General features: G+C 69.0%; 10 protein-coding genes. 1 reads left to right on the plus strand and 9 read right to left on the minus strand.

What is annotated here, in order from left to right; all coding sequences use genetic code 11:
- The 9 genes from QZH52_RS26535 to QZH52_RS26575 form a co-directional block, all read right to left on the minus strand.
- On the minus strand, positions 1–591 hold a 591-nt coding region (locus QZH52_RS26535; protein WP_301813685.1), incomplete at its 3' end, for an electron transfer flavoprotein subunit beta/FixA family protein.
- A gap of 30 nt (positions 592–621) precedes the next feature.
- Entirely contained in the window at positions 622–1,620 is a 999-nt protein-coding gene (locus tag QZH52_RS26540; RefSeq protein ID WP_301813686.1) for a Bug family tripartite tricarboxylate transporter substrate binding protein, read from the minus strand.
- A 39-nt stretch (positions 1,621–1,659) separates the two neighbouring features.
- Positions 1,660–3,579, minus strand: coding sequence for an acyl-CoA synthetase (locus QZH52_RS26545; RefSeq protein ID WP_301813687.1), 1,920 nt, complete (start codon positions 3,577–3,579; stop codon positions 1,660–1,662).
- Between the two features lie 66 nt (positions 3,580–3,645).
- Positions 3,646–4,644, minus strand: coding sequence for a Bug family tripartite tricarboxylate transporter substrate binding protein (locus QZH52_RS26550; RefSeq protein WP_301813688.1), 999 nt, complete (start codon positions 4,642–4,644; stop codon positions 3,646–3,648).
- 19 nt (positions 4,645–4,663) lie between these two features.
- Positions 4,664–5,863: a CaiB/BaiF CoA transferase family protein gene (locus QZH52_RS26555; protein ID WP_301813689.1), complete on the minus strand. Its 1,200-nt coding sequence runs from the start codon at positions 5,861–5,863 to the stop codon at positions 4,664–4,666.
- Positions 5,863–6,999, minus strand: coding sequence for an acyl-CoA dehydrogenase family protein (locus tag QZH52_RS26560; protein WP_301813690.1), 1,137 nt, complete (start codon positions 6,997–6,999; stop codon positions 5,863–5,865). The genes QZH52_RS26555 and QZH52_RS26560 overlap by 1 nt, the downstream gene beginning before the upstream one ends.
- 10 nt (positions 7,000–7,009) lie before the next feature.
- Entirely contained in the window at positions 7,010–8,218 is a 1,209-nt protein-coding gene (locus tag QZH52_RS26565) for an acyl-CoA dehydrogenase family protein (protein WP_301813692.1), read from the minus strand.
- Positions 8,219–8,290: 72 nt separating this feature from the next.
- Positions 8,291–9,481, minus strand: coding sequence for an acetyl-CoA C-acyltransferase (locus QZH52_RS26570; protein WP_301813693.1), 1,191 nt, complete (start codon positions 9,479–9,481; stop codon positions 8,291–8,293).
- A gap of 29 nt (positions 9,482–9,510) precedes the next feature.
- Positions 9,511–11,637 (minus strand): 3-hydroxyacyl-CoA dehydrogenase NAD-binding domain-containing protein, encoded by a 2,127-nt coding sequence (locus tag QZH52_RS26575; protein ID WP_301813694.1) that lies wholly within the window; start codon positions 11,635–11,637, stop codon positions 9,511–9,513.
- Positions 11,638–11,767: 130 nt separating this feature from the next.
- On the opposite strand from QZH52_RS26575, the gene QZH52_RS26580 reads away from it, so the two are divergent.
- On the plus strand, positions 11,768–12,682 hold the full coding sequence (locus tag QZH52_RS26580; RefSeq protein WP_301813695.1) for a LysR family transcriptional regulator: 915 nt from the start codon (positions 11,768–11,770) through the stop codon (positions 12,680–12,682).
- Positions 12,683–12,738 lie beyond the last annotated feature (56 nt).

Genomic DNA, 12,738 nt, shown 5'->3' on the forward strand with positions numbered 1-12,738 from the left:
CTTCTTCTTGGCCTTCATGATGTTGGGCAAGGTCACGTAGCGCGGCTCGTTCAGGCGCAGGTCGGTCGTGATGACGGCCGGCACGGAAAGAGAAATGGTCTCCAGGCCGCCGTCGACTTCACGTGTCACGTTGACCTTGTCGCCCGCCACTTCGACCTTCGAGGCGAAGGTCGCCTGCGGAAGATCGGCCAGCGCCGCCAGCATCTGGCCGGTCTGGTTGGCGTCGTCGTCGATCGCCTGCTTGCCCAGGATGATCAAGCCGGGCTGCTCCTTGTCGACCAGCGCCTTCAGCAGCTTGGCGACGGCCAGCGGCTGCAGCTCTTCGGTGGTCTCGACCAGGATGCCGCGGTCGGCGCCGATGGCCATCGCGGTGCGCAGGGTTTCCTGGCACTTCGCGTCGCCGCACGAGACCGCGATGATCTCGGTGGCGGCGCCCTTCTCCTTCAAGCGCACGGCTTCTTCGACGGCGATCTCGTCGAAGGGGTTCATGCTCATCTTCACGTTGGCAATGTCGACGCCGGTGCCGTCGCTCTTCACGCGCACCTTGACGTTGTAGTCGACGACCCGCTTGACGGGGACCAGGATCTTCATGGTTGGCACTCCTTCAGTCTTGAATTGAACTCACTCGAGCTTGGCGCCCGATTGCTTGATCAGGCGCTCCCAGATCGGGCGCTCCTTTTGGTACGCGGCCGCGAAGGCCTCGGGCGAGCTGTCCTTGATTTCGAAGCCCATCGCTGCGACCTTGGCCTGCACGTCGGGCTGCTGCGTCGCCTTGCGCACCTCGTCGGCCAGCCGCTGCACGATCGGCTTCGGTGTGTTGGCCGGCGCCGCGATCGCCAGCCAGCCGGTGACCCGATAGGCCTCGTCCTTCAGGCCCTGCTCGGCCAGCGTCGGCACGTTGGGCAGGGTGCTCATCCGGCGTTCGCCGGTGACGCCGATGGCCTTGAGCTTGCCGGCCTCGATGTGCGGCTTGGCCACCAGCGCGCTGGCGTAGGCCATCTGGATCTGGCCGCCGATCAGGTCCTGCAGCATCGGCGCCTCGCCCTTGTAGGCCACATGGTTCATGTCGGCCTTCTGCGTCAGGCTCATGTGGGCGCCGGCCAGGTGTGGATAGGCGCCCACGCCGTACGAGCCATAGGCCAGCTTGCCCTTGTTGGCGCTGGCGTACTGCAGCAGCTCGGGGCCGGTCTTGACCGGCACGCTCGGATGCACCACCAGCACCAGCGGCGCCATCGCGATCTGGTAGACCAGCGTGAGGTCGCGCTGCGTGTCGTAGGGCAGCTTCTCGTACAGGAACTGGTTGGTCAGCAGCGAATTGCTCAGCGACAGCACGATGGTGTAGCCGTCCGGCGCCGCCTTGGCGACCGCGTCGGTGCCGATGATGCCGGCGGCACCGGGCTTGTTGTCGATGACCACGGGCTGGCCCAGGCCGGCCGCCAGCTTCTCGCCGATCACCCGTGCCAGCACGTCGGTGGCGCCGCCGGCGGCGAAGGGCACGACCATCTTGATCGGCTTGCTGGGCCAGGCTGGCTGCGCCTGGGCCGACGAGAGGCCGCACAGCGCGGCGGCCGAGGCAGCGGCACAGAGCCAGGCTCGGCGGCTCGTGGTGGGGTGGGTCATGGGTGTCTCCGGGTTCATTTGTTTATCAGGGATCGGTCGCTATTGCAGGATGACCTGCGTCTTGAAAGGCAGCCGGCCCAGGGCCTGCTGCAGCTGCTGGCGCAACGGCTCGGCCTGCACGCCCGCGGCCGCGGCGTCGATCCGCACCTTGAGCGCGTTGTCGCCATCGACCTCGACCAGCGGCCGCGCCGCGGCGTCGAGGCCCAGTTCGGTGCAGGCTTCGCCGACCATCGCCTCGGCCACCCGGCGCGCGGCCATCGCGCGCAGCTCGGGCTTGTAGATCTTGCCGACATTGGTCATCGGCATGCTCTCGATCACGATCACCGAACGCGGCTTGGCGGGTGCCTCGTCGACCCGCGCGGCGGCGAACTCGAGCAGTTCGGCCTCGCTGGCCGAAGCGCCGGGGATCAGGGTCGCGAACACCACCGGCAGCTCGCCGGCGTAGGCATCGGGCGCGCCGACCGCGGCGCACAGCTGCACTGCGGGGTGGGCGCCGAGCGCGTCCTCGATCACCTTCGGATCGATGTTGTGGCCGCTGCGGATGATCAGGTCCTTGGAGCGGCCGCTGAGGTTCAGCCGGCCGTCGCCGTCGAGCCAGCCGAGGTCGCCGGTGGCCAGCCAGCCGTCGGCGGTGAAGGCCTTGGCGTTGTCGGCCGGGTCGACGAAGCCCGAGAACAGGTTCGGCGACTTGAACAGCACCATGCCCTGCGCGCCCGCCGGCAGGTCGCGGTCGCTGGCGTTGCCGTCAGCGTCCAGTTTCACGACGCGCAGCTGCGAATACGGCAGCCGGAAGCCGACGCAGCCGGCCGGCCCGACGACGCCGGGCGGCGTGATGGTCGAGATGCCCGCCATCTCGGTCATGCCGAGGCTCTCGTGCACGTGCAGGCCGAACAGCCGCTCGAAGCGGGCCGCGAGTTCGGGCGCGAGCACGGCGGCACCGGTGCGGCAGTAGTTGATCGACGAGATGTCGGCGCCGTCCAGCGGCACGTTCGCCAGCGCCGCCAGCACGGTCGGCACCGCCGACAGCGAGGTCGGCCGGTACTTCTCGACCAGCCGCCAGTAGTTGGCCAGCACCTGCTTGTTGCGCAGCAGCGCGGTGGTCGGGATGATGACTTCGACGCCCGCCGACAGCGAAGCCAGGGATGCCGGCAACACGCCGGCGACGTGGAACAGCGGGTAGCCATTGATCGACGCGTCGTTCGGGCCCTGGCCCGTCATGTTGACGCTGGCCCAGGCCGTGAACACCTGCGCGCCATGGCTGTGGCGCGCGAGCTTGGGCGCTCCGGTCGTGCCGCCGGTATGGAAGTAGGCGGCGATGTCGCCCGGCGCGATGTCGCGGCCGCTGGCCAGCCGGTCGTCGGGCTCGGCGGCGCGCAAGGCGCCGAAATCGGCCACGCCATCGGGCAGGTCGCCGGCGCTGCCGGGCGCCTCGTCGTGCGGCGCCACCCGCAGCACCGTGGTCAGCGTGGGCACCTGGCCGCGCAGGCGCATCGCCTTCGACCACATGCCGGACTCGGCGTCCGAGCCGTAGGCGATCAGCACCTTGGCCCGGCCCGCGGTCATCAGCGCCACCAGCTTCTCGTCGGTCAGCAGGGGATTGAGCGGCTGCACGATGCCGGCCGCCTCGCCGCCCCAGAGCGCCAGGTGGTAGTCGAGGCAGCCCGGCAGCAGCACCGCCACTGCGTCGTCGGGGCCGACGCCGAGCCGGTGCAGCAGGTTCGCGGTCTGGTGGATGCCGGCCAGCAACTGCGCGTAGGACCAGCGGATCGGCGCGTCGGCCGGGTCGCCGGTGCGCAGGAAGGTCAGCGCGGTCTTGTCGCCGAAGGCGGCGCCGGAATTGCGGAAGATCTCGTAGGTGCTGCGCACCGTGAGCGCTTCGGCCAGCGGCGCGGCCTCGAGCTTTCGGATGTCGTCGAGGCTGCGAATCGGAAACGATGCGCGAAAGGGCGCTGCGCTCATGGTCCTGTCTCCTGCAAATGTCGTTGCCCGATCATGCGCCGGGCGGGCCGCGGCGCAAATCGCCGGCTATTGGTTCTTGATGTTGTTGTCGCGGATCACCTTGCCCCAGCGCTCGTAGTCCTGGCGCATGCGGGCCGTCATCTGCTCGGGCGTCTGGAAGGCCGCGAAGGTGCCCACGCCTTCGAGCTTGCCTTGCACTTCCTTGTCGGCCAGCGCCTTCTTGAGTTCCGTGTTCAGGCGTGCGATCACGTCCTTGGGGGTGCCGGCCGGCGCCAGCATGCCGCCCCACGAGGTGGCATCGAAACCGGGGAAGCCTTGTTCGGCGACCGTCTTGACATCGGGCAGCAGGCTCAGCCGCTTGGACGAGCCGACCGCGATGGCGCGCAGGGTGCCCGAGCGGATGTGGGGCAGCACCGCGATCAGGTCCGAGAACATCATCGGCACCTGGCCGCCGATCAGGTCGGTCACGGCCGGCGCGCTGCCGCGGTAGGGCACGTGCTGCATCTCGAACTTGCCCACGTTCTTGAGGCTTTCGGTCGTCAGGTGGCCGAAGCTGCCGGCACCCGCGGTGGTGTAGTTGAAGGTGCCGCCGTCGGCACGGGCCTTGGCGATCAGCTGCTGCAGGCCGGTGACCTCGGGCAGCGCCTTGGGGTTCACGACCATCACGATCGGCAGGTCGTAGGTGGTGCCGACCGGCGTGAAGCTCTTGAAGATGTCGTAGCTGGTGGGGCCGTAGAGGTGGCCGGCCAGCAGGGTCGGCGTGGCCAGCATCACGAGCGTGTAGCCGTCCGGCGCCGCCTTGGCCGCGATCGCTGCGCCGATGGTGCCGGAGGCGCCGCCGCGGTTGTCGATCAGCACCGGCTGCTTGAGGCCTTGCGCCATCTTCTGGCCGATGATGCGGGTCGCGACGTCGGTCGGGCCGCCGGCCGGGAAGGGCACGATGATGGTGATCGGCTTGGTCGGAAAAGCCTGGGCGAAGGCGCCGCCGGCGAGAAGCGGCAGTGCCAGGGCGAGCAGGGCGCGGCGCGCCGGATTGCGAACGGAAACGGGAAGGCGAAAGGACATTGGGTACGGTTCAGTGGCGTCAGAGGACGCCGTTGGATTTCAGTTGCGAGAGCTTTTCGTCGGACAGGCCGAGCAGCGACTGCAGCACCTCGTGCGTGCCTTCGCCGAGCTGGGGCGGTGCATTGCGCACCGGCAGCCGCTCGCCGTCGAAGCGGTAGGGCGGGGCCAGCACGTTGACCGTGCCGGCCACCGGATGCGGCTGCGTGGTCACGAGGCCGGCCTCGGTGGCGCGCTTCGATTGCAGCGCCTCGAGCAGACCGAGCACCTCGCCGCACGGGATGCCCGAGCGGGTCAGCTGCGCGAGCAGCGCGCCGCGCTTGCGACGGCCGAGCTCGCGGTTGATCTCGGGCATCAGCGCCGCGCGGTTGGCGGAACGCAGGATGTTGGTCTTGAAGCGCTCGTCGGCCGCGAGGTCGGGCCGCTCGATCACGTCGGTGCAGAAGCGCGCGAACTGGCTGTTGTTGCCGACCGTGATCACCAGCGGTCCGTCTTCGGCGTCGAACACGCCGTAGGGCACGATCGACGGATGCGCGTTGCCGTAGCGCGGCGGGTCTTCGCCCAGCAGCAGCGCCTCGAGGCCGTAGTAGGCCGTGATCATCAGGCCGCAGTCGAACAGCGCCATCTCGACGTGGCGGCCACGGCCGGTCTTCTGGCGTTCGAACAGCGCCGCCAGGATGGCTTGCGCCGAGTACATGCCGGTGAACAGGTCGACCGCGGCGACACCGAACTTGAGCGGCGGCTGGTCGGCTTCGCCGTTGATCGCCATCAGGCCGGCCTCGCCCTGCACCACCAGGTCGTAGCCGGGGCGCGCGGCCTCGGGGCCGGTGCGGTCGTAGCCCGAGATCGAGCAATAAACCAGGCCCGGGTTGATCTCGCGCAGGGCCTCGTAGCCCAGGCCGAGCTTGTCGATGCCGCCGAACTTGAAGTTCTGGATCAGCACGTCGCACTTCTTGACCAGCTCGCGCACGAGCTCCTGGCCTTCGGCCGTCTGCAGGTCGATCGCGACCGAGCGCTTGTTGCGGTTGACGCTGTTGAAGTAGGCGGTCTCGGTGTTGCCGACGCGCAGGCCCCAGTCGCGCGTGTCGTCGCCGCGCACCGGGTGCTCGACCTTGATCACCTCGGCGCCGAAATCGGCCAGCACCATGCCGCACCAGGGGCCGGCCAGGATGCGCGAGAGGTCGAGCACGCGGACGCCCGCGAGCGGCAGCGCGCCGTTCATCAGTGGACCTCCTTGCCGAGCGCGATGTAGCGCTGCAGGTGGTGGTCCTCGTCGCCGAGCTGGTGGTCGATCATGACCAGGCGCTTGGCGTAGTGGGCCAGTGGCAGTTCCCAGGTCATGCCGATGCCGCCGTGCAGCTGGATGCTCTCTTCGGCCACCAGCGAGCCGATGCGGCCGATGCTGAACTTGGCCGCCGACAGCGCGCGCTCGCGCGTCACGCGGTCGGCGTCGATGGCCGCTGCCGCGTTGATGACCGCCGAGCGGGCCTGCTCGATCTCGAGCAGCAGGTCGGCCATGCGGTGCTGCAGCGCCTGGAAGCTGCCGATCAGCATGCCGAACTGCTTGCGCGTGCGCAGGTACTCGAGCGTTTCGGTCTTCGCCGCTTCCATGGCGCCCAGCGCCTCGGCGCACAGGGCGAGCACGCCGCGGCCGATGGCGCGCTCCAGCGTGGCGTGGGCCTGCCCTTCGGTGCCGAGCAGTGCATCGGCGCCGAGCGCGAGCTTGTCGAAGCGGAGCTCGGCCACGCGGCCGCCATCGATCGCGGGGCAATCGCGCGCCGCCAGGCCGGCGGTCTTCGCCGGCACCAGGAACAGCGAGATGCCGGCTTCGTCGTCGACCGCACCCGCGGTGCGCGCCGAGACCACGAACAGGTCGGCCTGCGCGCCCTGCTGCACCACCACCTTGGCGCCGTCGAGCACCCAGCCGTCAGCGCTTCGCGCGGCACGCGTCTCGACGCGCGCGAGTTCGTAATGGCTGCCGGCTTCGTCGTGCGCCAGCGTCGCGATCGTGGTGCCGCCGATGATTTCGGCGAGCAGCGCCTTCTGCGTTTCGTTGCCCGCAGCCGAGATCGCCTCGCCGGCCATCACGGCGCCCAGCAGCGGCTCGACCACCAGGCCGCGGCCCAGCGCCTCGAAGACCACCGCGATATCGAAGCCGCCGCCACCGAAGCCGCCGTCGGCCTCGCCGAACAGCGCGCCGATCACGCCGAGCTCGGCGAACTGGCGCCAGATATCGGCGCTGAAGCCTTCGGGCGATTTCGCGATGCGGTCGCGCGTGTCGAAGGCGTACTGTTCCGCGATGAAGCGGTTCAGGCTGTCGGCGAGCATGCGCCGGTCTTCGCTGTGTTCGAAATTCATGGCGTTGCCTTCAGAGCCCCAGGATCATCTTGGAGATGATGTTCTTCTGGATTTCATTGGAGCCGCCGAAGATCGACAGCTTGCGGTTGTTGAAATAGCGCGCCGCCGCGGCGGCCGAATACTCGGGGCCGAACGGATGGCCGTCGAAGCCGTCCTCGAGCGCCTCGGCCACGAAGGGCCGCGCCTGCGCGCCCATCGCGCGCCGCGCCAGCGAGGAGATCTCCTGCCGGATCTCGGTGCCGCGGATCTTCAGCATCGAGCTCTCGGCCCCCGGCACGCCGCCGCCGGCCACCGCCGCGATCACGCGGAGGTTGGTGGTCTTCATGTTCTCGAGGTCGATCTCGACCCGGGCCATGCGCGCGGCGAAGGCCGGGTCCTCGGCCAGCGGGCGGCCGTTCTTGCGCTGCCTCGCGGCGATCGCCTTGAGCTGCGCCATCGCGGCCACCGAGAAGCCGACGCCGGCGATGTTGGTGCGCTCGTAGGTCAGCAGGTACTTGGCGCAGGTCCAGCCCTTGTCTTCCTCGCCGACCAGGTTCTCGGCCGGCACCCGCACGTCGGAGAAGAACACCTCGTTGACCTCGTGCTCGCCGTCGAGCGTGATGATCGGCCGCACCTCGACGCCGGGCGACTTCATGTCGATCAAGAGGAAGCTGATGCCTTCCTGCTTTTTGGCCTCGCGGTTGGTGCGCACCAGGCAGAAGATCATGTCTGCGTGCTGGCCGAGCGTGGTCCAGGTCTTCTGGCCGTTGACGATGTAGTGGTCGCCCTGGGCGTCGATGCCGCGCACCGCCTGGGTCTTGACCGAGGCGAGATCGGATCCCGCGCCGGGCTCCGAGTAGCCCTGGCACCACCAGTCGCTGCCGTCGAGGATGCGCGGCAGCCAGTAGCGCTTTTGCGCCTCGCTGCCGTACTTGATCAGCACCGGGCCGAGCATGTTGACGCCGAAGGGCACGATGCGCGGCGCGTGGGCGAGCGCGCATTCGTTCTCGAAGATGAACTTCTCGACCGCGCTCCAGCCCGGGCCGCCGTACTGTTCGGGCCAATGGTTGGCGAGCCAGCCGCGGGCGTTGAGGATGGCGTGCCATTCCTGCATGTCGGCCTTCGACAGATGCTTGCCGGTGGCGACCTTGTCGGAGAGGCGGGCCGGCAGCTTGTCGGCCAGGAAGGCACGCACTTCGCTGCGGAAGGCTTCTTCTTCGGGGGTGAAGTTCAGGTCCATGTTGGGTCCTTCTAGTCAGTTGAGGACAGAGCAAAAACTGCTTCGCAGTTTCTTGGTCTGTCCCGCAAGGTCTCAATAAACTTCGAACAATCCCGCCGCGCCCATGCCGCCGGCGATGCACATCGTCACCACCGCGTACTTCGCGCCGCGCCGCTTGCCCTCGATCAGCACGTGGCCCGCGAGCCGGGCGCCGGTCATGCCGAATGGGTGGCCGATCGAGATCGCGCCGCCGTCGACGTTGAGCCGTTCCGCCGGAATGCCCAGCTTCTCCTGGCAATAGATCGATTGCGAGGCAAAGGCCTCGTTGAGCTCCCACAGGTCGATGTCGTCGACCTTGAGGCCGTGGCGCGCGAGCAGCTTGGGCACCGCGAACACCGGACCGATGCCCATTTCATCGGGCTCGCACCCGGCCACGGCGAGGCCGCGGAAGGCACCCAGCGGCTTCAGGTTGGCGCGCTCGGCATCCTTGGCTTCCATCAGCACGCAGGCCGAGGCGCCGTCCGACAGCTGCGAGGCATTGCCCGCGGTGACGAACTTGTCCTCGCCCATCACGGGCTTCAGCTTGGCGAGCGCCTCGTAGGTGGTGCCGCGGCGGTTGCAGTTGTCCTCGGTGGCGGTCACTTCGCGATGCGTGACCGCCTTGGTCTCCTTGTCGGTCACGGCCATGGTGGTGCTGCAGGCCACGATCTCTTCCTTGTAGCGGCCGGCGAGCTGCGCCTCTTCGGTCTTGCGCTGGCTCTCGGCCGAGAAGCGGTCCTGCGCCTCGCGGCCGATGTTGTAGCGCTGGGCCACGATGTCGGCGGTCTCGATCATCGCCATGTAGAGCGCGGGCTTGTGCTCCTGGATCCACGGGTCGATGCCGCTGTCGCCGGCATCGGTTGCGCTGCGGGTGCGGATCTGCGAGATGCTCTCGACGCCGCCGGCGATCATCGCCGGGGCGCCGTCGACCACGATGCGGCCCGCGGCCATCGCGATCGCCTGCAGGCCCGAGGCGCAGAAGCGGTTGACCGTGGTGCCGGCCATCGAGATCGGCAGGCCGGCGCGGATGATGCTCTGGCGCGCGATGTTGCGCCCGGTCGTGCCTTCGGGGTAGCCGCAGCCGAGGATCGCGTCCTCGATCAGCGCCGGGTCCAGGCCCGAGCGCTCGACCGCGGCCTTGACCGCGAAGGCGGCGAGCGTGGCGCCTGGCGTGATGTTGAATTCGCCGCGGTGCGCCTTGGTGAGCGGGGTGCGGGCGGTGGAAACGATGACGGCTTCGCGCATGGGGTGTCTCCTGAGATGGACTTGGGCGATTACTCGGATTGATTCAAGCTGGCGAAATCAGCGCCGCGCTCCACCAGTTCCACCAGCAGCGGCGAGGGCTTCCAGAACACCGGGTCCTGTTTGGCGAACTCCTGGATGTCGGCCAGCACCTTCGGCAGGCCCACCATGTCGGCGTACTTCATCGGCCCGCCGCGGAAGCGTGGGAAGCCGTAGCCGTAGAGGAAGGTCACATCGACGTCGAGCGGCCTGAGCGCGATGCGCTGGTGCACGACATTGGCGCCCTCGTTGATCATGGCCGCCATGTAGCGGCGCATGATCTCGTCCTCGCTGAAGCTGCGCGGCGTGATGCCGGCGCGCTGGCGCTCGGCATCGATGATGGCGAGCACTTCGGGGTCGGGCTGGCCGGTGCGCGCGCCTTCGGGGTAGAGGTAGTAGCCGCGCTGGGTCTTCTGGCCGAACCAGCCGCGTTCGCAGATGCGGTCGGCCACCTGCACGTAGCGCGCCTTGGGGTCGCGCGTGGCGGCCTTGCGCTTGCGCGTGGCCCAGCCGATGTCGCCGCCGGCCAGGTCCGAGACCTGGAACGGGCCCATCGGGTAGCCGAAGTTGCGCACCGCCGCGTCGATCTCGTACGGCGAGGCACCGTCTTCCATCATGTGGTCGGCCGCCTGGCGATACACCGCCAGGATGCGGTTGCCGATGAAGCCGTCGCAGACGCCGGCACGCACCGGCACCTTCTTGAGTTTCTTCGCCAGCTCGAAGCCGGTCGCGACCACGTCGGCACTGACCTTGGCCGGCACCACGATCTCGAGCAGCTTCATGATGTTGGCCGGCGAGAAGAAGTGCAGGCCGACGACGTCGCCGGGGCGCGAGATGCTGGCCGCGATCTCGTCGATGTCGAGGTAGGAGGTGTTGGTGGCCAGCACCGCGCCGGGCTTGCAGACGCGGTCGAGTTCGGCGAACACCGCCTTCTTGACCGCCATGTCCTCGAACACCGCCTCGACCACGATGTCGGCCTTGGCCAGCGCATCGTAGGAGGTCGAGCCCGAGAAGCGCGCCATCACGCTGTCCTTGGCCTCGGGCGTCATGCGGCCCTTCTTGACCAGGCCGTCGTAGACCTTCTCGACGTTGGCGCGGCCGCGCGCGAGCTGCACATCGTCGCGCTCGATCATCGTGACCGGCATGCCGGCGTCGAGCATCGCCACCGCGATGCCGGCGCCCATGGTGCCGCCGCCGATGATGCCGGCCGATTCGAGGGTGCGCGGCTTGGCGGCCTTGGTCTCGGGCGCCTTGAGCACTTCGCGTTCGGCGAAGAAGGCGTGGATCAGGCCGGCACGCTGCGGGCTGTCGATGCATTGCAGGAACAGCTTGCGCTCGAGCGCCATGCCTTCGTCGAAGGGCTTCGTGAGCGCGGCCTCGACGGCCTCGATGATCTTCATCGGCGAGAACAGGCCGCGGCTCTTCTTCGCGGTGTCGGCGCGCGCGGCTTCGAGCGCGGCGCGGCTGGCTTCGGCATCGGCCAGCGCCTGGGCGTCGCGCGTGCGGCGCACCGGCGCCTTGGCGGCGACCAGTTCACGCGCATAGGCCAGGCCTTCGGGCAGGGCCTCGCTGCCTTCGCCGAGGCGATCGACCAGGCCCAGCGCGAGCGCTTCCTTGGCGCCGGCGTGGCGGCCGCTCAAGATCAGTTCGAGCGCGGCCTTGGCGCCGATCAGGCGCGGCGCGCGCTGCGTGCCGCCCGAGCCCGGCAGCAGGCCCAGCGCCACTTCCGGGAGGCCCAGCTTGGCCGAGGGCACGGCCAGGCGATAGTGGGCCGACAGCGCGATCTCGAGCCCGCCGCCCAGCGCCGCGCCCTGGATCGCGGCCACCACCGGCTTGCTGCAGTTCTCGATCGCGGCGCAGACCTCGGGCAGCGACGGCGGCTGCGGCGTCTGGCCGAACTCGCGGATGTCGGCGCCGGCGATGAAGTTGCGTCCGGCCCCGACGATCAGCACGGCCTTGGCCTCGCCGTCGGCCTCAGCCGCGGCGATCGCGGCGGCCAGGCCGCGCCGGACGTCGACGCCCAGGGCGTTGACCGGCGGGTTGTCGATGGTCACGACCAGCACGTCGGCTTGGCGCGTGAAGCTCACGGGGGAGGCGGAAGTTGCGGGGGTCTGGGCCATGGTGTGTCTCCGATTGCTTGACGGGGCGATGGGTCCGGGATGAACCCAGCATTCTTGACCCGGCTCCGGCCTTTGACAATTGCATTGACCATTGACAGACTGTCAAAGGATTTTTGACACAATGGTGGCCATGGACCTGCAATCGCTGACCCTTCTGGTCGAGATCCTCGATGCCGGCAACCTGAGCGCAGCCGCGCGCCGGCTCAAGATGAGCCGGGCCAACGTCAGCTACCACCTGAACCAGCTCGAGCGCTCGGTCGGCGCCCAGCTGGTGCGCCGCACCACGCGGCGGGCCGAGCCGACCGAGATCGGGCTGCGCCTGTACCAGCATGGCCTGGCGATCCAGGGCGAGCTGCTGGCGGCCAGGGAATCGGTGACCACGCTGGGACAGAGCCTGCAGGGCCGGGTGCGCCTGAGCGTGCCGAGCGGCTACGGCCAGCTCGTGATGTCGGGCTGGCTGATCGATTTCAAGCGCATGTACCCGGGCATCGTGCTCGACGTGCTGTTCGAGAACCGGATCGAGGACCTGCTGCGCGACGAGGTCGACATCGCGATCCGCGTGATACCCGAGCCGCCGCAGAACCTGGTGGCGCGCGAGCTCGGGCCGGTGCGCTACGTGGCCTGCGCCTCGCGCGGCTTTGCCGAGGCGAACGGCCTGCCGACCCAGCTCGACCAGCTCCAGGGCGCGCCGGTCGTCACATCGGCGGTGGTCGGGCGCCAGCTGCGCGTGTCGGCCTACCAGGGCGAGGAGCGGCGCGAGGTGATCCTCGAGCCGACGCTGATCTCGGAGAACTTCCTGTTCCTGCGGCAGGCGATCCTGGCCGGGCTGGGCATCGGGCTGGTGCCCGACTACGTGGTGCTGGACGACGTCCGCCGCGGCGAGGTCCTGACCACGCTCGACGACTGGCGGCTCAGCATCTTCGGCACCGGTATGTACATGCTCTACATGCCGAACCGGCAGCACACGCGGGCGATCCGGACTTTCATCGATTTCATTCTGGAGCGGGTGCGCGGCAACGCTGCGGCGGAGCCGCCCGCGCCGTAGCGGGCTTCGTTGCGCGCCGATGCCAACGAGGCCCGGAGGGTCTTGCGGCGCGGGTC

This window comes from Variovorax ginsengisoli (assembly GCF_030486595.1).
Lineage (GTDB): Bacteria > Pseudomonadota > Gammaproteobacteria > Burkholderiales > Burkholderiaceae_C > Variovorax > Variovorax ginsengisoli_B.